The sequence below is a fragment of the Rhizobium laguerreae genome (assembly GCF_019778565.1).
Classification (GTDB): Bacteria; Pseudomonadota; Alphaproteobacteria; order Rhizobiales; family Rhizobiaceae; genus Rhizobium; species Rhizobium laguerreae.
In genome coordinates this window covers 353,504-375,338 of sequence record NZ_JAAXQT010000008.1, presented here as the reverse complement: position 1 = coordinate 375,338, position 21,835 = coordinate 353,504, and the positions used below count along the sequence as shown (strand labels likewise).

19 protein-coding genes are annotated in these 21,835 nt (G+C 62.1%); 15 read left to right on the top strand and 4 right to left on the bottom strand.

All coding sequences use genetic code 11. The features are described from left to right. The first annotated feature begins 15 nt into the window (after positions 1-15). Entirely contained in the window at positions 16-3,159 is a 3,144-nt protein-coding gene (locus tag HFO71_RS24770) for an efflux RND transporter permease subunit (RefSeq protein WP_131662190.1), read from the top strand. Between the two features lie 228 nt (positions 3,160-3,387). Then, positions 3,388-5,298: a beta-N-acetylhexosaminidase gene (locus tag HFO71_RS24765; protein WP_077979417.1), complete on the top strand. Its 1,911-nt coding sequence runs from the start codon at positions 3,388-3,390 to the stop codon at positions 5,296-5,298. On the opposite strand, the gene HFO71_RS24760 is transcribed toward HFO71_RS24765, so the two are convergent. Continuing rightward, positions 5,295-6,212: an ROK family protein gene (locus HFO71_RS24760; RefSeq protein WP_077979418.1), complete on the bottom strand. Its 918-nt coding sequence runs from the start codon at positions 6,210-6,212 to the stop codon at positions 5,295-5,297. The genes HFO71_RS24765 and HFO71_RS24760 overlap by 4 nt on opposite strands. Before the next feature lie 403 nt (positions 6,213-6,615). On the opposite strand from HFO71_RS24760, the gene HFO71_RS24755 reads away from it, so the two are divergent. From HFO71_RS24755 to HFO71_RS24715, 9 genes are all read left to right on the top strand, one after another. Next, the gene (locus tag HFO71_RS24755) at positions 6,616-7,185 is read left to right on the top strand and encodes an exopolysaccharide biosynthesis protein (protein ID WP_244735656.1); all 570 of its coding nucleotides are present in this window, start codon (positions 6,616-6,618) and stop codon (positions 7,183-7,185) included. A gap of 164 nt (positions 7,186-7,349) precedes the next feature. Beyond that, positions 7,350-8,303, top strand: a complete 954-nt coding sequence (locus tag HFO71_RS24750) for a sugar-binding transcriptional regulator (protein ID WP_077979419.1) — start codon at positions 7,350-7,352, stop codon at positions 8,301-8,303. A 146-nt stretch (positions 8,304-8,449) separates the two neighbouring features. Next, the gene (locus HFO71_RS24745) at positions 8,450-9,760 is read left to right on the top strand and encodes an ABC transporter substrate-binding protein (protein ID WP_025396110.1); all 1,311 of its coding nucleotides are present in this window, start codon (positions 8,450-8,452) and stop codon (positions 9,758-9,760) included. 139 nt (positions 9,761-9,899) lie between these two features. Then, complete coding sequence (locus HFO71_RS24740; protein ID WP_017989489.1) at positions 9,900-10,772, top strand: carbohydrate ABC transporter permease; 873 nt, start codon at positions 9,900-9,902, stop codon at positions 10,770-10,772. 1 nt (position 10,773) lies between these two features. Further along, entirely contained in the window at positions 10,774-11,604 is an 831-nt protein-coding gene (locus HFO71_RS24735; RefSeq protein ID WP_017962194.1) for a carbohydrate ABC transporter permease, read from the top strand. 18 nt (positions 11,605-11,622) lie between these two features. Continuing rightward, the gene (locus tag HFO71_RS24730; RefSeq protein ID WP_064650896.1) at positions 11,623-12,621 is read left to right on the top strand and encodes an ABC transporter ATP-binding protein; all 999 of its coding nucleotides are present in this window, start codon (positions 11,623-11,625) and stop codon (positions 12,619-12,621) included. Between the two features lie 84 nt (positions 12,622-12,705). Further along, entirely contained in the window at positions 12,706-14,187 is a 1,482-nt protein-coding gene (locus HFO71_RS24725; RefSeq protein ID WP_077979421.1) for a mannitol dehydrogenase family protein, read from the top strand. A gap of 96 nt (positions 14,188-14,283) precedes the next feature. After that, on the top strand, positions 14,284-14,973 hold the full coding sequence (locus HFO71_RS24720) for an HAD family hydrolase (RefSeq protein ID WP_077979422.1): 690 nt from the start codon (positions 14,284-14,286) through the stop codon (positions 14,971-14,973). Next, a complete protein-coding gene (locus HFO71_RS24715) occupies positions 14,973-16,556 on the top strand; it encodes an FGGY-family carbohydrate kinase (RefSeq protein WP_077979423.1) in 1,584 nt (527 codons plus the stop codon). Before HFO71_RS24720 ends, HFO71_RS24715 begins: the two co-directional genes overlap by 1 nt. Positions 16,557-16,614: 58 nt before the next feature. On the opposite strand, the gene HFO71_RS24710 is transcribed toward HFO71_RS24715, so the two are convergent. After that, the gene (locus HFO71_RS24710; RefSeq protein WP_025396105.1) at positions 16,615-17,469 is read right to left on the bottom strand and encodes a MurR/RpiR family transcriptional regulator; all 855 of its coding nucleotides are present in this window, start codon (positions 17,467-17,469) and stop codon (positions 16,615-16,617) included. A 236-nt stretch (positions 17,470-17,705) separates the two neighbouring features. Here HFO71_RS24710 and HFO71_RS24705 point away from each other — a divergent pair, with 236 nt between their 5' ends. Further along, positions 17,706-18,413 carry a sulfate transporter family protein gene (locus HFO71_RS24705; protein ID WP_077979424.1) on the top strand — a complete coding sequence of 236 codons (708 nt, stop codon included), beginning with the start codon at positions 17,706-17,708 and terminating at the stop codon, positions 18,411-18,413. Between the two features lie 3 nt (positions 18,414-18,416). On the opposite strand, the gene HFO71_RS24700 is transcribed toward HFO71_RS24705, so the two are convergent. Next, positions 18,417-18,842, bottom strand: coding sequence for a VOC family protein (locus HFO71_RS24700; protein ID WP_077979425.1), 426 nt, complete (start codon positions 18,840-18,842; stop codon positions 18,417-18,419). Positions 18,843-18,925: 83 nt separating this feature from the next. On the opposite strand from HFO71_RS24700, the gene HFO71_RS24695 reads away from it, so the two are divergent. Next, positions 18,926-19,501 (top strand): TetR/AcrR family transcriptional regulator, encoded by a 576-nt coding sequence (locus tag HFO71_RS24695; protein ID WP_077979426.1) that lies wholly within the window; start codon positions 18,926-18,928, stop codon positions 19,499-19,501. On the opposite strand, the gene nth is transcribed toward HFO71_RS24695, so the two are convergent. Then, positions 19,466-20,272: an endonuclease III gene (gene nth, locus HFO71_RS24690; RefSeq protein WP_183594575.1), complete on the bottom strand. Its 807-nt coding sequence runs from the start codon at positions 20,270-20,272 to the stop codon at positions 19,466-19,468. The two genes, HFO71_RS24695 and nth, sit on opposite strands and share 36 nt — an antisense overlap. Here nth and HFO71_RS24685 point away from each other — a divergent pair. Then, positions 20,271-20,768, top strand: a complete 498-nt coding sequence (locus tag HFO71_RS24685; protein WP_077979428.1) for a DUF2244 domain-containing protein — start codon at positions 20,271-20,273, stop codon at positions 20,766-20,768. The two genes, nth and HFO71_RS24685, sit on opposite strands and share 2 nt — an antisense overlap. Positions 20,769-20,945: 177 nt before the next feature. Further along, positions 20,946-21,818, top strand: coding sequence for a methylated-DNA--[protein]-cysteine S-methyltransferase (locus tag HFO71_RS24680; RefSeq protein WP_026158894.1), 873 nt, complete (start codon positions 20,946-20,948; stop codon positions 21,816-21,818). Positions 21,819-21,835: the final 17 nt, after the last annotated feature.

Genomic DNA, 21,835 nt, shown 5'->3' with positions numbered 1-21,835 from the left:
AGAGAGAACAGGACCATGGAAGCCACCACCGAAAAGCGGCCCTTCAATCTGTCGCGCTGGGCGATCGGACATCCGAGCATCGCCCGCTTCCTCTTCGGACTGATCATCATCACCGGCGTGCTCGGCCTGATGCGCATGGGCCAGCGCGAGGACCCCGAATTCACCTTCCGCGTCATGGTCGTTCAGGCGATCTGGCCGGGCGCTTCCATTCAGGAAATGGAAGATCAGGTCGTCAACAAGATCGAGCGCAAGCTGCAGGAAACACCGCATATCGACTGGGTCAAGTCCTATACGCGTGCAGGCAGCGCGATCATCACCCTGCAGGTCAAGGGCGACACGAATTCGGAAGAAGTGGCGGATGCCTTCTACCAGGTACGCAAGAAGGTCGGCGACATATCCAGCGAGCTGCCGCAGGGCCTGCTCGGCCCCTATTTCAACGACGAGTTCGGCGACACCTTCATCACACTGCATTCGATCAGCGGCGACGGTTATTCCTATCCGGAACTGAAGAAATTCGCGATCCAGGCGCGCGACATGCTGCTGACGACGCCGGGCGTCGAGAAAGCCGTCATCATCGGCGACCAGCCTGAGAAGATCTATATCGACGTCTCATCCAAGGCGCTCGCCGAGCGCGGCCTGACGATCCTCGATCTGCAGAACGCCATCAAGGGCCAAAACAATGTCGATCCGGCCGGCTCGGTCGATACCGGCCTGCGCTCGGTGCGCATCTCGGTCGAAGGCGACGTGAAGAAGGCGGCCGATATCCGCGAGCTGCGCCTTCGCGCCGGCGGCCAGGTGACGCGCCTCGGCGATATCGCCACCGTCAGTCCCGGTCTCGAAGATCCCTACCAGCGCAAGTACCGTTTCAACGGCCACGACAGCGTTCAGGTCGGCGTCGTGATGGCCAAGGGCTTCAATGTGACCGATGTCGGCAAGGGCGTAGAGGCGACCTATCAGCGTTTCGAAGAGGCGCTGCCCTACGGCGTCGCCGTCGATCAGATCGCCAACCAGCCCGACGTGGTGACGGATGCGGTCAGCGAATTCATGCATGCGCTCGGCGAAGCTCTCATCATCGTGCTGGTCGTCTCGTTCGTGTCGATCGGCTGGCGATCGGGTCTCGTCATCGCCATCGCCATTCCACTGGTGCTCGCAGCCACTTTTGCGCTGATGTACGAACTCGGCATCGACCTGCAGCGCATCTCGCTCGGCGCGCTGATCATCGCGCTCGGCCTGCTTGTCGACGATGCGATGATCGTCGTCGAGATGATGGAGCGAAAGCTGGAGGAGGGGCTCGTCAAGATCGAGGCGGCAAGCTTTGCCTATTCCTCGACCGCCTTCCCGATGCTGACCGGCACGCTGATCACCACGGCCGGCTTCATTCCCGTCGGCTTCGCCGCCTCGACGGCCGGCGAATATGTGCGGTCTCTGTTCTACGTCGTCGGCATCGCGCTCGTCACCTCGTGGTTCGTCGCGGTCTACTTCACGCCGTGGCTCGGCTATATGATCCTCAAGCAGCGCCATCACGCTGGCGAGCATCACGACGCCTTCGACACCGGCTTCTACCGTCGGCTGCGCAGCACGGTCGGCTGGGCGGTGCGCCACCGCGTCATCGTGCTGCTGCTGACGCTTGGCACCTTCGTCACCAGCCTCTGGGCCTTCCAGTTCATTCCGCAGAATTTCTTCCCGCAATCTTCGCGGCCGGAAATTCTCGTCGATCTCTGGCTGCCCGAGGGCACCAGCATCAAGGAAGTCGAGGTGCAGGCAAAGGCGCTGGAAGCCAAGATGATGGATGATCCCGACAAGCGGTTCATCGCCACCTATATCGGCGAAGGCGCGCCGCGTTTCTTCCTGCCGCTCGACCAGCAGCTGCGCAATCCGAACTTCGCTCAGCTGCTCGTCATGGCCAATGACGAACCGGCACGCGAGCGGCTGATCGTCAGGCTGCGGACGATCCTTGCGGAAGACTTCCCCGATATTCGCGGCAAGGTCGACCGCCTCTTCCTCGGTCCGCCGACCGGCTGGCCGGTGCAGATGCGCGTCATGGGGCCCGACCGCCAGGAAGTCAGGGAGATCGCCGATCAGGTAAAGGCGCGCTTCCAGGCCAATCCGATGCTCGGCGCCATCCATGACGACTGGCTGGAAGAGGTGCCGGGGATGAAGCTGGTGATCGACCAGGACCGCGCCCGGGCACTCGGCGTCACCTCGCAGCGCGTGCGCCAGATGCTGCAGACCGCCATGTCGGGGGCTGCGCTCGACGATTTCCGCGACGGCGAGGAGACGGTCTCGATCGTCGCCCGCGAGCCGGATGCCAGCCGCTCGCTGCTGTCGGCGGTCAACTCGGTCTATGTGCCGACGGATTTCGGCGGCTTCGTGCCTGTCTCGCAGGTCGCCAAGGTCGTGCCCGTCATGGAGCAGGGCATCGAATGGCGGCGCAACCGCCTGCCGACGATCACCGTGCGCGCCACGCTGCCTGACGATGTGCAGGCGAACGATGTGGTGATGAAGATGTATGCCGACATGAAGGACCTGCGCGACAGCCTGCCTGCCGGCTACAATGTCGAGATCCAGGGCGGCGCCGAGGATGCGGCGGAAAGCCAGATGTCGATTGCCGCCAAGGCGCCGATCATGCTCGCCGTCATCATCGTGCTGCTGATGGTGCAGCTGCAGCATTTCGGCAAGGCAATGCTGGTGCTCGCCACCGGTCCGCTCGGCATCATCGGTGCGGCTGCCGCATTGCTGATCAGCGGCGCGCCCTTCGGCTTCGTGGCGATCCTCGGGGTCATCGCGCTGCTCGGCATCATCATGCGCAACTCGATCATCCTGGTCGATCAGATCGACCAGGATATCAAGGCCGGCATGCACCGGCAGGAGGCGATCGTCGGCGCGGCCGTGCGGCGTTTCCGGCCGATCATGCTGACGGCGCTGACCGCCGTGCTGGCGCTGATCCCGATCTCGCGCGGTGTCTTCTGGGGTCCGCTCGCCTACGCCATGATGGGCGGCATCCTGGTTGCGACCGTGCTCACCATTCTGGTTCTGCCCGCCGGTTACGCCCTTTTCTTCGGCCGGGAGCCGAAGAAAAAGGACGAGCCAGGCCAGCATGCCGACGCCATCCAGGAAGAGGCGGATGACAGACATCCGCCGGCGTTGGCAGCAGAGTGAGGACGGCGCGGCGCAAGCCGCGCCGTTTTCCTTGCAGGCCACAGCTTCCTCATCAGAGAGCGTTTCTGCTTAGCCCCGGCTCGGCAGCCAGCCTTTGAACGGGTCATTGCTGTCCGCTCCGCACCCGGGCGCCGATTTCAATGCCGCCTTGAAAAAGCTAAGCTGCGAAAGAATGCCGGGGGACCAACTGCGATCCCGGCCCACTCAGCGACGAGGCAGGGCACGACCATGGCCGATCACCATCTGGACGCAAGCTGGAGCCCGATTGAGGGCAGTTTCGGGCGCCTCACCTTCATGCTTTTCAATCTTTCGACCGAACCGCTGTCCGGCTTCTCACTCGCCTATACGTCAGAGACGCGGGTTGCCGACAAACAAGTCTGCGACGGCGGCAGCCTGAAGCGGCGGGTCGCGCATTTCCACGAATTCCTGCCGCCCGAGGGGCTGAGCGTGCCGCCCGGCGGGCGCTGGCGGTTCACCGTCGAGGGGCTGACCAGGGCGCCGAAACATACGACATCGGGCGTCAAATCGGCCTATCTTACACTTGGCGACGGACGCCACGTTCCTGTTGGTTTCGGCGATCTCATGCTCGAAGGCCGGGATGGTGGCGTAGCTCCGGCGCTTCTGCCGCCGGGCCGGGCCGAGGAACCCTATTCGCTGCTGCCCTGGCCGCTGGCGCTCGGGCTGAAGGCTGGAGAGCTGCCGGTCGTCCTTTATCCGGTTGCGCGGACGCGGGCCGATGCGGTCAAGGCACTCTCGCTGGTTCTTGCGCTTTACCAGCGGCTCTACCCGGCCGACAATATGCCGTTTTCCCTCAGTGCCGTCGAAGGTGGGCGGGCCATTCGTTTCGTCACCGAATCGTCGATCGCCGCCTTTGCCTACGAATTGCGCTTTACGGCGCATGAGATCGTGCTTTCGAGTGCGGGTGACGCCGGGCGGCATTACGGGCTGATCAGCCTGGCGCAACTGCTGCACGGTGCCCGCGCCGATCGCGAGCGCTTCAAATTTCCCAATTTCGGCACGATAGCCGACCAGCCGCGTTATGACTGGCGCGGCTGCCATCTCGATGTGTCCAGGCAGTTCTATCCAGTGACAGACGTCATGCGGCTGATCGATATTCTCGCCTGGAACAAGCTCAACATCTTTCACTGGCATCTGACGGACGACGAAGCATGGCGGCTGGAGATCAAGGCCTATCCCGCGCTGACGGAGATCGGCGCCCGGCGCGGGCCGGATGAAGTGCTCGTGCCGCAGCTTGGCGACGGAGCGCAAACGCGCGCCGGCCACTACACGCAGGAGGACGCCAGCCGGATCGTTGCGCATGCAGCCTCGCTGCATATCGAAGTGGTGCCGGAAATCGATATTCCAGGCCACAGCATGGCGACGCTGTTCTCACTGCCCGAGCTTGTCGACGGGCAGGAGGCGCCGGACAGTTACCGCTCGGTGCAGGGTTATCCGAACAACGCCCTCAATCCGGCGGTGGAATTCACCTATGAATTTCTCGGCAAGGTGTTCGACGAGATGGTGACGCTGTTTCCCGGCGAATATCTCCATATCGGCGGCGACGAAGTGGCGCATGGCGCCTGGCTTGCCTCGCCGCTCTGCAAGGCACTGATGGAGCGGGAGAAACTTGCCGGCACTGCCGAGCTGCAATCTTATTTCCTGAAACGTATCAAGGCCATGCTGTCGGAGCGCGGCAAGAAACTCGTCGGCTGGAACGAGGTCTCGCACGGCGGCGGTGTCGACCGCGACGGCACGCTGCTGATGGCCTGGGAAAAGCCCGCCGTCGGCATCGAGCTCGCGCAGGAAGGTTACGACGTGGTGATGACGCCGGGGCAAGCCTATTATCTCGACATGGCGCAGGCCGAGGCCTGGGCCGAGCCCGGCGCCAGCTGGGCGGGCTACGCGCCGCCGGAATATACCTACGCTTACGAGGCCGAGGGCGAGCTGCCGGAGGCGCTGCAGGAAAAGATCCGCGGTATCCAGGCCTGCATCTGGACCGAAAATTTCCTTTCCCGCGCCTATTTCAACCGGCTGGTTTTTCCGCGGCTCCCGGCAATCGCCGAGGCTGCCTGGACGCCTTCTGCACGCAAGGACTGGGATCGATTCGCCGCGATCGTCCGGATGTGGCCGGTGCTTTAAAGAGCCGCGGCTTCCGCCTTCAGCCCCAAAAGTGCCGCGCCGATCAGGCCGGGTTCGATGCGGCATTCGCTGCGCACTACCAGTGGGCGGTCGAACTTGCGCAGGATGCGGGCGCGCACGGCGTGGTCGAGCTCAGCAAGCAGCGGCTCGACATTGGAAAGCCCGCCGCCGACCGGCACGATGGTCGCGCCGGTGATATTGATCGTCAGCGCTAAGGGCGAGGCGACGAGATCGACATAGACGTCGATCGTCCGTGTCGCCTTCTCCTCTCCATGGCCCCACTGGGCGATGATCTCCTCGCTGGCAAGGTCGAGATCGTGCAACGTCTTGTGTAGGCGCTCCAGGCCGCGGGCGCCGCCCACGGTGTCGACGCAGCCCCTCTGGCCGCAGCCGCAGGCATAGGCGGGAATGGCGACGGGGGGATTGCCGGCTGCCGATGCGATGATCGGCCCGTGACCCCATTCGCCGGCAAATCCGCCGGCCTCGTTGACGAGGCGTCCATCGGCAACCAAGCCGCCGCCGACGCCGGTGCCGAGGATGGCGCCGAAGACGATGCGGTGCCCGCGGCCGGCGCCGAGACCGGCTTCGGCCATGGCGAAACAGTCGGCGTCGTTGGCGATCAGCACCGGCACGCCGAGCTCGGCTTCGAGGTCGGCTGCGAGTGCGCGGTTGTGGATGCAGGGAATATTGGCGCAGATCAGCCGCTGTGTATCGGGATCAACGACGCCGGCGATGGAAAGGACGATGCGGCTCGGTTGCTCACCGGTCTCGGCTATGACGCCGCGCAGGGTCTCGACGAAAGCGGCAAAATCATTGCTGGGCGTCGGGCGGCGGCCGAGGGGAAGGATGTCTGTCTCGGAGCGGGCGATGCCGCCTTTGATGGCGGAGCCGCCGATGTCGAATGAAATGATCATTGCCACTCTGCCGTTTCTCTGGTCTCCCGCGTCTGCTTGCATTATTGGTGTGGAATTTCAAGCGCTCATTCGGCGGTGGTGTCGCCGGCTTTATGGTCGTGCCCTGTGCCGCCCCCTGTTCTGCCGGACATCTCTCGCACGGGTGGGGAGATCGGATAGGCGGGACGGGTTTCCATCTTCCATTCCGTCATGGCAAGACGTTGGAGAAATCTGGTGAGCTTAAGCCTCCGATCGCAGCCGCAATTTCTAACCCCGCAAGTCATTCAATTGGCATATTGCATCGCCAGAATCCAGCCCTACACTTTCATCAACTGCCGGACCCACGACCATCGATACGAGAGAAAACAGTACCATCCGAAGAGCACGTCCCAAAGGCCGCCGCCTCTCATCCATTTTGCGACAGATGGCCGCCGATCAGAGCCGCGAACGGATCTCGATCGGCGATATATTCGACACGATGGGTGACAGGGCGATCAGCGCGTTGATGCTGATCTTCGCGTTGCCGAACGCCTTTCCCACTCCGCCCGGCACCTCGGCCGTGCTCGGGGCGCCCTTGGTCTTCCTGGCAGCGCAGCTGACCTTCGGGCTGAAACCCTGGCTACCGAAGGTGATTGCCAACCGTTCGATGCGGCGGGAGGATTTCGAGACCATTGTCGGCCGCATCCACCGCTGGCTCGCCTGGGCCGAGCGCATGTTGAAGCCGAGGCTTGCGATCTTCGCCGAACCGCCGGCGGAATATCTTGCCGGGGCGGCATGCCTGCTGCTGTCGATCGTGCTGCTGCTGCCGGTCCCGCTCGGCAATATCCTGCCGGCGGTCACGATCTCGGTCTTCGCGTTCGGGATCTTGGGCCGCGACGGGCTCTTCGCGCTCATCGGCTTCGTGATGACGGCCGTGTCGCTCGTCGTTGCCGGCGGGGTGATTTACGGTCTCGTGAAGGCGGGGATCTATCTCGTCGTGCAATGGTTTGCCTGAGTGGGTTTGCCCAAGCGGGATTTGCTTGCGTGACGGCGGTTATTTGGCGGGGCTCCTTGCAACAGGCTCGACATTTGCCGGAATTTTGTTTTGATCTGGCGCGATACAGACTCAAATCATGTTCGGCGGCGGCACGCCGGCTCATTTTGCGCGGTAGGCATTAGATGGTAAAAAGATCCGAGACCCCTGCACGGCTCGACGACGCGGCGCGTGCCGGCTGGCTCTATTACGTCGCCGGGCGTACGCAGGATGAAATCGCCGCTGCGATGGGCATCTCGCGGCAATCGGCGCAGCGGCTGGTGTCGTTGGCGGTCGCCGAGCGCCTGATCAAGGTGCGGCTCGATCATCCGATCGCCGCCTGCCTGGAGCTCGGCAGTCAGCTGCGTCGGAAATTCGGGCTGAAACATGTGGAGGTGGTGCCGAGCGATCCCACGTCGTCGTCGACGACGGTCGGTATCGCCGAGGCGGCCGCGGCCGAGATCGAGCGATGGCTGAAACGGGCCGAGCCGATCGTGCTTGCCATCGGGACCGGCCGCACGCTGAAGGCTGCCGTCGACCAGCTGCCGGCGATCGAATGTCCCAATCACCGCATCGTTTCGCTGACCGGCAATATCGCCCCGGACGGATCGGCCGCCTATTACAACGTCATTTTCAGCATGGCCGACGCCGTGAAGGCGCGGCACTATCCGATGCCGTTGCCGGTGCTCGTCACCTCGGCCGAGGAACGGGAGCTGCTGCATGGCCAACAGCTGGTGCGCTCGACGCTGAATATGAGCGCGCAAGCCGATGTCACCTTCGTCGGCATCGGCGAGCTCGGCATCGATGGGCCGCTCTGCGTCGACGGTTTTCTGGAGAAGGACGAGATGATGGAGCTGATGCGCGGGGGTGCCGTCGGCGAGATCTGCGGCTGGATCTTCGATGTCGACGGCAGGTTGATCGACAACCCGATCAACGAGCGCGTCGCGTCGGCGCCGATCCCGTCCCGCGACGCATCGATGGTCATTGGGCTGGCCAAGGGCAAGCGCAAATTCAAAGCGATCAGGGCTGCCGTTGTCGGCCATCAAATTAATGCTTTGATCACCGATGAAGAGACGGCTGAGTTTTTGCTCAGGAATTGAGCAAAAAATATTCTAATAAAATCAAATGGATGACTGTCGCCTTCGGCATCGCAGCAACGATTGTCGATTGACATTCTTTGTTGTTTGTTGAGTAATTGCCCATGAGCGAAGCGAATGCTCACACCCCATCTTCTGGGAGGAAGATTATGACATTGAGAACTTTTCTGCTGGGCGCCTGCTCAGCACTGGCGTTTGCCGGTATGGCTTCGGCCGAAACGTTGACGATTGCGACCGTGAATAACGGCGACATGATCCGGATGCAGAAGCTGACGGATGATTTCAAGGCGAAGAATCCCGGTATCGACCTTGAATGGGTAACCCTGGAAGAGAACGTACTGCGCCAGAAGGTCACGACCGACATCGCGACCAAAGGTGGCCAGTACGACGTCTTGACGATCGGCACTTATGAAGTTCCGATCTGGGCAAAGCAGGGCTGGCTGGTGCCGCTCGACAATCTCGGCGCCAATTACGACGTCGACGACCTGCTGCCGGCGATCCGCAGCGGCCTGACCATGGACGGCAAGCTTTATGCGGCGCCGTTTTACGGCGAAAGCTCGATGGTCATGTACCGCAAGGACCTGTTCGACGCTGCCGGCCTGAAGATGCCGGACGCCCCGACCTGGGACTTCATTGCCGACGCTGCCCGCAAGATCACCGACAAGGACAAGGAAGTCTACGGCATCTGCCTGCGCGGCAAGGCCGGCTGGGGCGAGAACATGGCATTCCTGACGGCGATGTCCAACTCCTTCGGCGCCCGCTGGTTCGACGAAAGCTGGAAGCCGCAGTTCGACCAGCCGGAATGGAAGGACACGCTCGACTTCTACGTCAAGCTGATGAAGGATGCCGGCCCTCCGGGCGCTTCCTCCAACGGCTTCAACGAGAACCTGGCGCTCTTCCAGACCGGCAAGTGCGGCATGTGGATCGATGCCACCGTTGCCGCATCCTTCGTCAGCAACCCGAAGGAATCGACCGTCGCCGACAAGGTCGGCTTTGCGCTCGCTCCCGACAAGGGTCTCGGCAAACGCGGCAACTGGCTGTGGGCCTGGAGCCTTGCCATCCCGGCAGGTTCGCAGAAGGCCGAAGCCGCCGAGAAGTTCGTCGCGTGGGCCACGAGCAAGGATTACACCAACCTCGTCGCCGAGAAGGACGGCTGGCTGAACGCACCTCCGGGCACCCGCGCCTCGCTCTATGCGAATGCGGAATACCAGAAGGCGGCTCCCTTCGCCAAGACGACGATCGACTCGATTAACTCGGCCGATCCAAGCAAGCCGACCGTCAAGCCGGTCCCCTATGTCGGCGTCCAGTTCGTGGCGATCCCGGAATTCCAGGGTATCGGCACGGCGATCGGTCAGCAGTTCTCGGCAGCCCTTGCCGGCCAGCTTTCGGTCGATCAGGCGTTGCAGAGCGCACAGCAGCTGGCCACCCGCGAAATGACCAAGGCCGGCTACATTAAATAAAACCTCCTGAGCAAGAGGCGGATCCTTGACAATCCGCCCCTCTGGGCCGCCGATTGCCCGAACTGCATCGGCGGCCGCTTTTTTCCAGACAAAGCTGCCTTGCGGCCGCTCCCCGCTTCAGTCCAGATCGGTGATTGCCATGGCAACCTTACATACCCGCTCCTCCGCGCGCCTGATGATTGCGCCCTCCGTGCTGCTGCTCTTTGCGTGGATGATTGTCCCGCTGGCGATGACGATCTATTTCTCGCTGCTGAACTACAATCTGCTCAGCCCCGGCATGGAAAGCTTCGTCGGTTTTCTGAATTATCAGTACTTCCTGACGGATCCGGCCTTCTTCGCCGCGCTGATCAACACGCTGCTGCTTGTCGCCGGCGTGTTGTTGATCACCGTCATCGGCGGCATCGCCTTTGCGCTGCTGCTCGACCAGCCGATGTACGGCCAGGGCATCGTGCGCATCCTGGTGATTGCGCCGTTCTTCGTCATGCCGACGGTGGCAGCACTCGTCTGGAAGAACATGTTCATGAACCCGGTCAACGGGTTGTTTGCCCATCTTGCCAAGGCGCTCGGCCTGCAGCCGATCGACTGGCTGGCCAATGCGCCGCTGTTTTCCGTCATTCTGATCGTCGCCTGGCAGTGGCTGCCGTTTGCCACCCTCATCATGCTGACGGCGCTGCAGTCGCTCGACGAGGAGCAGAAGGAAGCCTCCGAGATGGACGGCGCCGGGCCGATCTCGAAATTCATCTACATCATACTGCCGCACATGGCCCGTGCCATCACCGTGGTGATCCTGATCCAGACGATCTTCCTGCTTTCGGTCTTTGCCGAAATCCTCGTCACCACCAATGGCGGGCCGGGCACCGACAGCACCAACCTCACCTACCTCGTTTATGCCCAGGCGCTGCTGCAGTTCGATATCGGCGGCGCATCGGCCGGTGGGATCGTGGCTGTTATCCTCGCCAATATCGTCGCGATCTTCCTCGTGCGCCTCGTCGGCAAGAATCTGGAGGCTTGAGATGGCCAGAAAAGTCACAACCAAGCGCAAGCTCATCGTCACCGCGATCGCCTGGACGCTCGGTATCCTGATCTTCTTCCCGATTCTCTGGACGTTTCTCACCAGCTTCAAGTCGGAAGCCGACGCCATCGCCTCGCCGCCGCAGTTCCTGTTCTTCCACTGGACGACGGAGAACTACGCGGAGGTGCAGAGCCGGTCAAACTATCTCGGCCACTTCATGAACTCGGTAATCATCTCCTTCGGCTCGACGCTGATCGGCCTGATCATCGCCATTCCTGCCGCCTGGGCGATGGCGTTTTCGCCGACCAAGCGGACCAAGGACGTGCTGATGTGGATGCTGTCGACCAAGATGATGCCGCCGGTCGGCGCATTGATCCCGATCTATCTGATGTTCCGCAATTTCGGCCTGCTCGACACGCGCACCGGCCTGGTGATCGTGCTGACGCTGATCAACCTGCCGATCATCGTCTGGATGCTCTACACCTACTTCAAGGAAATCCCCGGCGAGATCCTCGAAGCTGCCCGCATGGACGGGGCGTCGCTTGCCAAGGAAATCATCTATGTGCTGACGCCGATGGCGGTGCCCGGCATTGCCTCGACGCTGCTCTTGAACATCATCCTTGCCTGGAACGAGGCGTTCTGGACGCTCAACCTCACCGCCTCGAAGGCAGCACCACTGACGGCCTTCATCGCCTCCTATTCCAGCCCCGAGGGCCTGTTCTACGCCAAGCTCTCGGCGGCATCGACGATGGCGATCGCGCCGATCCTGATCCTTGGCTGGTTCAGCCAGAAACAACTCGTCCGCGGCCTGACCTTCGGCGCTGTGAAATAACATAAAAGGGAGAGAAACATGGGCAGCATTACCCTTCAGAAGGTTTCCAAGGTCTTCGGCGAAGCCAAGGTCATCCCTTCGATCGATCTCGACATCAAGGACGGCGAGTTCGTCGTCTTCGTCGGCCCGTCGGGCTGCGGCAAGTCCACGCTGCTCCGGCTGATCGCCGGGCTCGAGGATGTCTCCGGCGGCAAGATCGTCATCGACGGCAGGGACGCCACCGAAAAGGCGCCGTCCGAGCGCGGCCTTGCCATGGTGTTCCAGTCCTATGCGCTTTATCCGCATATGAGCGTGCGCAACAACATCGCCTTCCCGCTGAAGATGGCGGGCATCGACAAGGCGGAGATCGACCGCAAGGTGAGCGATGCCGCCCGGGTGCTGAACCTTACCGACTATCTCGAGCGCAAGCCGCGCCAGCTGTCCGGGGGCCAGCGCCAGCGCGTGGCGATCGGCCGCGCCATCGTGCGCCAGCCTTCGGCCTTCCTGTTCGACGAACCGCTGTCGAACCTCGATGCCGCTCTCCGCGTCAACATGCGCCTCGAAATCAGCGAGTTGCATCAGCAGCTGAAGACGACGATGGTCTACGTCACCCACGATCAGGTCGAGGCGATGACCATGGCCGACAAGATCGTCGTCCTGAACCGGGGCAATATCGAGCAGGTCGGATCGCCGCTCGAACTCTACAGCCGTCCCCGCAACCTCTTCGTCGCCGGCTTCATCGGATCGCCGAAGATGAACTTCATCACCGGCCAAAACGCCGCCGCGCTCAACGCTCATACCATCGGCGTCCGGCCAGAACATGTGCTGCTGTCGATGGAGAGCGGCGACTGGAAGGGCAGGGTCGTGGTCGCCGAACATCTCGGTTCCGACACCTTCCTGCATATCGATGCTGATGGCATCGGCATGCTGACGGCGCGCGGAAGCGGCGATTTCGCCGCCAAAGCGGGCGATACGGTCTTCCTGACGCCGGACCGTTCGCGTATTCACAAATTCAACGAGGGCGGCCTTGCCATCTGAGGCAGGCGGCCGGGCTGGGGGCAGGCATGCGAGCCGGACGATATCGCCCGGCCGTCTCGGCAAGACCTTCAAGAGGACTGAAACATGACGTGCAAACTATCGCTGGCAACGCTTTCGGATGTGGCGCGCACTGCTGCCATCCCTGGATATGACAGGGCGTCGCTGAAAGCCGGCATCGTGCACTTCGGCGTCGGCAATTTCCACCGTGCCCATCAGGCGATCTATCTCGACGATCTCTTCAACGCCGGCACGGATCACGACTGGGCGATCGTCGGCGCCGGCGTGCTGCCGTCGGATGCCGCGATGCGCGAAAAGCTTGCGGCGCAGGATTTCCTGACGACGGTGGTCGAACAGGACAACAACAAGACGGCGGCGCGCGTCACCGCACCGATGATCGACATCCTGCCGGTCGGCGATGCCGTTGCGATCATCGCCAAGCTTGCCGATCCCGAGATCCGCATCGTTTCGATGACGATCACCGAGGGCGGTTATTTCATTGATGCATCAGGCACGTTCAATCCTGCCCATCCGGCGATCGCCGCAGACGGAGAAAACCCCAAGGCGCCGAAGACGGTGTTCGGCCTGATCGTTGCCGGCTTGAAGGCGCGCAAGGACAAGGGCATCGGCCCCTTCACCGTCATGTCCTGCGACAATATTCCCCATAATGGCATCGTCACCGCCAATGCCGTCGTCGGCACGGCGGCACTTTCGGACCCCGCCTTTGCCGACTGGATCCGGGTGAATGTCGCCTTCCCGAACGCCATGGTCGACCGCATCACGCCGGCGACCAGCCAGCGCGAGATCGATTTCCTCAGGGACAATTTCCAGATCGAGGACAGTTGGCCGGTCTATTGCGAGGAATTCAAGCAATGGGTGCTTGAGGATAAGTTCACCGCCGGCCGGCCGGCGCTGGAAAAGGTCGGCGTCACCTTCGTTGCCGATGTCACGCCTTACGAGCATATGAAGATCCGCATCCTCAACGGCGGACATGCCGCGATCGCCTATCCGGCGGCGTTGATGGACATTCATTACGTTCATGATTCCATGGAAGACCCGTTGATCCGCGCCTTCCTCGCCAAACTCGAGAAAGACGAAATCATCCCGATCGTGCCGCCGGTGCCGAACACGTCGCTGGCGGATTATTTTGCGCTGATCGAACATCGCCTGCTCAATCCGAAGATTGCCGACACCATTCCGCGGCTGGCGCAGGACGGCTCGAACCGCCAACCGAAATTCATCCTGCCGTCGACGCTCGACAATCTGCGTCAGGGCAGAGACGTGGTCGGTCTGGCGCTGGTTTCAGCACTCTGGTGCCGTTATTTCGCCGGCACGACCGACAGCGGCAAGGATATCGTCTTCAACGACGCGAGCGCAGAGCGCCTGCATGCGGCAGCGCTGAAAGCCAAGGACGATCCGTCGGCCTTCCTCGTCTTCGACGACATTTTCGGCGACGTGGCAAAATCCGAACTTTTCCGCAAGCGTTTCGCCCATGCTCTCAAAACCCTGTGGGAAAAGGGCACGCGAGAGACGCTGCAGCTCTATCTCGACGGCAAGCTCGCAGTGTAAGGAATCCGGATGGCGGTCTCTACTGCCGCCATTCATCCGGCCTTGCGAGTGGAGCGGGACGGTAAGCGTCCGAATTGAACTCAGGTTGGGTCTTGCATGGCTGATGCTGAAACACGGCTGGTGATCTTCGATTGCGATGGCGTACTCGTCGACAGCGAGCCGATCTCAATCAGCGTGCTCGTCGGGGCAATGAACGATCTCGGGGTCTCGATCACCGAGGACCAGGCCTATGAGCGTTTTCTCGGCCGCAGCCTGTCGACCCTCATCGATACGCTGGAAACCGAATTCAACGTCCATGCCGACGAGGAATTCCTCGAGCGTATCCGCATCGAACTCTACGCTCGTTTTCGCACGGAACTGAAGCCGATCGACGGTATCGCCGCGGCGATCGACGGGCTGGGCGTTCGCTGCTGCGTTGCCTCCTCCAGCCAGATGGAGCGAATCCGGTTGTCGCTGTCGGTGACCGGGCTTCTCGACAGGCTGCCCGACATCTTCAGCGCAACGATGGTCAAGCGCGGCAAGCCGGCGCCCGATCTCTTCCTGCATGCGGCGCGTGAAATGCAAGTCGAGCCGGCTCATTGCCTTGTCGTCGAAGACAGCCCGGCCGGCATTGCCGCCGCCAAGGCGGCAGGCATGACGGTCTTTGCTTTCACCGGTGGATCACACGCGAATTTCGCCGGATATCGTGCCGAACTCGACCGCCTTTCGCCGGAAGTGGTGTTTGACGCCATGCCGGATTTGATACACCTTGTCCGCGACCATAAGCTGGACGGGACCAAGACTTGATGCGTGATCATGTGGTTGCGGTGGATATCGGCACGGGCAGCGCGCGCGCCGGCGTCTTCGATGCACGCGGCCGTCTGCTCGCCAAGGCCGAGCATCCGATCGTGATGAACCGGCCGCGCGAAAACCATGCCGAGCATGATTCCGAAGACATCTGGTCGGCCGCCTGCACGGCGGTGCGCAGGGCGCTGGAGCAATCCGGCATCGCCGCCGCCTCGGTCGGAGCGATCGGCTTCGACGCCACATGTTCGCTCGTCGTCCGTGACCTCGAGGGTCGGCAGCTCAGCGTTTCCACAGGCGGCGAGAGGCGTTTCGACACGATCGTCTGGCTCGATCACCGGGCGCTGAAGGAAGCCGATTTCTGCACGGCGACCGGGCACAGGGTGCTCGAACATTCCGGCCAGGTGATGTCGCCGGAAATGGAAATGCCGAAGCTGATGTGGCTGAAGAAAAAGCTGCCCGTCACATGGGAAAAGGCCGGCTTCTTCTTCGATCTCGCCGATTTCATGACGTGGAAATCGACCGGATCGCCCGCCCGTTCGCGCTGCACGCTGACGGCGAAGTGGAATTATCTCGCCCATCTCGAAAAGGGCTGGCAGCAGGACTTCCTGGAGCGGATCGGCCTTGAGGACCTCCAGGCGCGCGGCCACCTGCCGGATGAGACCACGCCTGTCGGAGACAGCGTCGGCCGGCTGACTGAGGAAGCGGCGGAAGCGCTGGGGCTGACTGTGGACTGCCGCGTCGCTGCCGGGATGATCGACGCCTATGCCGGCGCACTCGGCGCGCTCGGCGGTTATGCCGCTGATCCTGTGAAACGCGAGCACCAGCTGGCGCTGATTGCCGGCACATCGAGCTGCATCGTTACCTTCTCGCGGGAGCGCAAGCCGAGCCATGGCATGTGGGGTCCCTATTACGAGGCTGTCTTCCCGCAATCCTGGCTGGTGGAGGCCGGGCAATCGGCGACCGGCGCGCTACTCGACCACATCGTGCGCATGCATGCGGCAGGCGGTGAGCCGACGGCGCCGCTGCATCAGAGGATCGTCGCGCGGATCGCCGAATTGCGGGCCGAGGAGGGCGATGCCTTCGGTGCGCGGATCTTCGTGCTGCCGGATTTCCATGGTAACCGCTCGCCGCTCGCCGATCCGCATGCGGTCGGCGTCGTCAGCGGACTGACGCTCGATACGTCCTTCGACGGGCTCTGCGCGCTTTATTGGCGCTCTGCGGTGGGGATTGCGCTCGGCATCCGCCATATCCTGGAAATGATGAAGGAATACGGCTACATGACCGATACGCTGCATATCGCCGGCGGGCACGTGAAAAACCCGGTACTGATGGAGCTTTATAGCGATGCGACCGGCTGTAAGGTCGTGGTGCCGAAGATGAACGAGGCGGTGCTGCTCGGTACCGCGATCGCAGCATCCGTCGCTTGTGGCTTGTACAAGGATCTGGCGGCGGCCGGCGAGGCGATGTATCCGGGCGCCGACGAACGGCTTCCCGACAAGGCGAAGCAGGCGCTCTACGACCGCGACTACCGCCGTCTTCTCGCCATGCACCGGCACCGCGTCGAATTGGAATCGATGCAATAGATTTTGGTTTTACGCATGTCCTTGTCGCAAAACCGCCGGCCGTTTTGGGCGACATGCTTTAGTGACTGGCGGTCTCGCCGAGGACGGTCGCGAATTCCATCATGCGGCGGCGGCGAAGTGCCGCCTCCTCTCCGACTTGGAGGATGACGGATTCCGACAGGCAATCGAGCAGCGCGATCAGCGGCGGAAGATTGTCGAGATCGGGGGCGCGCGCGGGCGGCAAGGACAGCATGACGTTCGACTGGTCCGCCATCCAGTCCGCCTGCTGCGGCGAAATGAGTACCACCTTATAGCCGTAGCGCCGCGCCGTTCTGGCAAGCAGCCGTGCCTTGGCGAAGCGGCGGCAATCGATGATGACGAGCAGCGCGTCGTCGACCGCCAGCCGGGCGAAGAGTTCCGCAAAACGGTTGTCGGCGGCGTCGAGCGTGCGCACGCCGTCGCGGGCTTGTGTCAGCCGCTGGCAGAAATGATTGGCCAGGCTTGCGAGCCGCGCATGAGTGGCGATCGACACTTCGCGGGCAGTGCTGATCAAGCCGACGGCTTCCGACCAGTGCGGCTGCGCCGTCAGATGATAGATATGATGGAGGGCCTGGATCTGTTCGGCAACCAGCACGGCGAGCGGTTTGCCCTCCGCGGCGTCGGCATGCAGCTCGCTCATGGCGCTCTGCAATTGCGCCGGCGATGTCGTCACGGTCTCGCGAATCTCCACCTTGACGCTGTCCAATCCCTGATAACCGAGCGAGCGCAGGAAGCGCCCGACGGTCATCGGCGAGAGATCCAGCCTGTCGGCAACGGACGCAGCCGTCTCGAACGGCAGGTCGTTCAGATGTTCGGTAAAATATTTCGCGATACGTCGCTCGGCCGGTGTGCCGGTTTTTGCGTATTGCCTGAGTTTTTGCACAAAGTCTTCCACGTCAGCCTCCCCCGTGTTCCTCAGAGGCGTTCCGTGGATGCGCTGTTGCGACCCCTTGTCTTTGCAACTATTTCGGAAGCTGCTTCTCAGGCCTGTGCGTATTTCATGTATGTCACAATATTATATTAGTATTTAGTTTTCGACAAGTTTTCTATTACTGAATGCAATTTTATTCTCTCTTGTCGGTGGCCTCCATCTTTCCTACATCTTCGGCGCAACCCGGAGACGCCTGAGACATGATTCTTGACGCCGCTCGACTTTCGCTCGCCAACCTGTTCGCATCGGAAACGCGTTCTGTCTTCTGGAAGGTGCTCGGCCTGACGATCCTCGTGCTTGTCGGCCTCTGGTTCGCGCTGCGCGGAGCCTTCATGACCTTTCTCCTTCCCTGGCTCACGAGCTTCTTTCCCGATATGCCGGATTGGGCGGGGTGGTTCGCTCTCATCTTCGCAATTCTTGCCGGTATCGGCCTTGCCCTCATGCTGGCGTTGCTGCTGTCGCCGGTGACGGCGCTGATCGCCGGCCTGTTTCTCGACGACGTCGCCGATGTCATCGAAAAGCGCGACTATCCCAAGGACACGCCGGGCACCGCCATGCCGCTCGGTCCGGCGATGGCAAGCTCGATCAAGTTCCTCGGTGTGGTGATTCTCGGCAATATAGTGGCATTGCTGTTGCTGTTCATCCCCGGCGTCAATCTGGTCGCGTTCTTTCTGGTGAACGGCTATCTGCTCGGACGGGAATTTTTCGAATTCGCCGCCATGCGCTTCCGTTCGCCGGATGAGGCGCGGCTCTTTCGCGCCAAGCATGCCTCCACCGTCTTTCTCGGCGGGCTGATGATCGCCCTTTTCCTGGCGATCCCGATCGTCAATCTTCTGACGCCGCTTTTTGCCGCCGGCATGATGGTGCATCTGCACAAGCTGGTCTCCGCCAAGGATCCCGGGTTGTGAGGCTCAAGCGGGCAGGGCGGAGGCGTCATACATCGCCGCGAATTCGGCGCTCGGCGGGATCGGCTTGATGATGTCGATCAGCACGCCGTTCGGATCGGCGGTGATGAAATGCCGCTGGCCGAAATCCTCGTCGCGGATTTCTCTGAGAATTGGCAAGCCGGCGCTCCGGCAGGCTGCATAGATCGCATCGACATCGGCGACCTCGAAATTGAGGAGCAGGCCGGACACCCTGCCGCGGGCTATGGCCGGGATGGTCTCATGGCTGCCGTCAAGGATGGCAAGCGCGATATGCTCTTCCTCTGCCGATTGCAGGTGAACATACCAGTCGCTTTCGAACAGAGCTTTGAAGCCGAAATGCGTGCAATAGAAGCTGGCGGTGCCGTCAACGTCGTCGGTCATGATGACAGGATAATAGCTCGTCGATTTCATCTCGTTTTCCTCCTTTTGTCTACATACAATGTATATGTTTTTGGCTATTAACATACATTCTGTTTGTATGTAAAGAGGCGTGCATGAGCCGCAGCAATCGCGAGAGAACGGAGCAGACGAGACAGGCATTGATCGATGCCGGTCGACGTCTCTTCGTCGAGAAAGGCTATGCCGAAACCGCGACGCCGGAGATCGTCACGGCGGCGGGAGTGACGCGTGGCGCGCTCTACCATCATTTTGAAGACAAGAAGGCGCTTTTTCGGGCGGTTATCGAATGCGAGGCGCGCGCGGTGGCCGCGGCAATCGAGGCGCGCTCGGCATCCTACGACGCGCGTGCCATGCTGATCGCCGGTGCCTCGGCCTATTTCGATGCGATGATGGCGCAAGGGCGCACGAGGCTGCTGCTGATCGAGGCACCTGCCGTTCTCGGCCCGCTGGCGAGTGCGGCGATCGATGCAGAGAATGCGGAAGCGACGCTGCGGGCAGGGCTTGCAGCGATGCTTCCGGAGGCCGGCGCTATGCTCGAACCGCTGACGTCGCTGCTATCGGCGGCCTTCGATCGCGCGGCGATCGCGATCGAAGCGGGCGCTGAAAGGCGGCATTACGAGCAGGTGATCGCTGTCCTACTCGACGGCCTCGCCGATCACCTGCGGCGGTAGCTCGATCAGCGGCGCCGGCACATCCCAACTCTTCTCAGGCGATTTGCAGAGGTCGGCGATGATACAGCGCTCGCATTCGGGGCGGCGCGCCTTGCAGGTGTAGCGGCCATGCAGGATCAGCCAGTGATGGGCGTGATAGAGGTAATGGCTGGGGATCACCTTCATCAGCCGCGCCTCGACCTCATCGGGCGTCTTGCCGGGGGCAAGCCTGATACGATTGGCGATTCGGAAGATGTGCGTGTCGACGGCCATCGTCGCCTGGCCGAAGGCCATGGAAAGCACGACATTGGCGGTCTTGCGGCCGACGCCCGGCAACCTCACCAGTTCGTCGCGCGTCTCCGGCACCTTGCCGCCGAATTGGTCGACCAGCATCTGTGAGAGCGCGATGACGTTTTTCGCCTTGTTGCGGTAGAGGCCGATCGTCCTGATGTAATCGCGCAGCCGCTCTTCGCCGAGGTCGAGCATCTTTTCCGGCGTATCGGCGACCTTGAAGAGCGCGCGCGTCGCCTTGTTGACGCCGACATCGGTCGCTTGCGCCGAAAGTGCCACGGCGACGACGAGCGTGAAGGGGTTGGTGTGCTCGAGTTCGCCTCTCGGTTCCGGCCGCTGTACCGAGAAGCGGCGGAAGATCTCCTCGCGCTCGGCCAGCGAATAGGCCGTGCGCACCGCTCCCGCCGGTTTGCGGCGGGCGATCACATTCGCGTCCTGCGGCGTCTTGGTAACGGATTTGAGTTTCGGATTCGCCATGGAAACTCTATACTCAGCAGCCATGATGGAAAGCAACGCCGACAGCTTCAACGAGCAGCCTGTTTTCGCTGCCGAGCTCTTTCCCCACCGATCGCTCGGCCGCCGGGGCTTCAAGGTGCTGCTTATCCTATCCGGTGCCGTCTGCTTGCTTTACGGCACGTTCTTCATCGCGACGGGGGCCTGGCCGATCGGCTTGTTCTTCGGAGTGGATTTTCTGCTTCTCTACGGCGCCTTCTGGCTGAATTACCGCTCCGGGAAAGCGCGCGAACAGGTGACGGTATCGCGCACGGACGTGTCGGTGCGCAAGTTTGCGCCCTCGGGACGGATGGTGGAGCATCATTTCAATCCGTTCTGGACGCGCTTCCTTGTTCGCCGGCACCAGGAGATCGGTATTCTTTCCATGCATATCTTCGGCGAAGGCCGGCGCACGGATATCGGCTCCTTCCTCAATCCCGATGATCGCGAAAGCTTCGCCAAGGCCTTCAAGGGGGCGCTGGCGACGGTCAAGCAGCGGATCTGAACTAGAGCGGTTCAGCTTTTAACGGAAGCGCAGAACCGCTCCAGCTTTTGTTTTTACGCAATTCCCGGCAAAAGCGCTTCGCGCTTTGCCTGGCATCGCTCTATCCAGCGGCTACGCAAGAATCGGGTGGTTTGCTCACCCCCTATTGACTATCTCCTTGTTACAAGGAGAAAGACGATGAATATGATTGCCAACCTGCAGACAGACATCACGCCTGACGGCCCTGATTATGACATTGTCCGTCGGGTGATCGAACTCATCACCGAGGATTACCGCGACCAGCCTTCGCTGGAGGCGATCGCGGCGCGGCTCAACCAGTCGCCGACCCAGCTGCAGAAGACCTTCACCCGCTGGGCAGGACTATCGCCCAAGGGCTTCCTGCAAGCGGTGACGCTCGACCACGCCAAGCGGCTGCTGCGCAAGGAAGACATGCCGCTGCTCGAGACCTCGATCGAGGTCGGCCTTTCCGGGCCGAGCCGCCTGCACGACCTTTTTGTCACCCATGAGGCGATGTCGCCCGGCGAATGGAAGGCGAAGGGCGGCGGCCTCACCATCCGCTACGGCTTCCACATCTGCCCCTTCGGCGTGGCCCTGATCATGGTGACCGACCGCGGCCTTGCCGGCCTTGCCTTCAGCGATTCCGGCGACGAGAGGGCCTGCCTCGAGGATATGACCTGCCGCTGGCCGAACGCCTGTTATGTCGAAGACCTGCAGGCGACGGTTCCCTATGCCGCGCGCATCTTCGAGCCCGGCAAGTGGTCTTCGGACCAGCCGCTGCGCGTCGTGTTGATCGGCACGGACTTCCAGGTGCGCGTCTGGGAGAGCCTGCTGAAAATCCCGTTCGGCAAGGCCGTCACCTATTCCGATATCGCCAACGATATCGGCCGGCCGACGGCGCAGCGCGCCGTAGGTGCGGCGGTCGGGGCAAACCCGATCTCCTTCGTGGTGCCCTGCCATCGGGCGCTCGGCAAGAACGGCGCGCTGACGGGCTACCATTGGGGCCTCACCCGCAAGCGGGCGATGCTCGGCTGGGAATCGGCGCACGCCTGAGGGGTTTCCAGGACGGA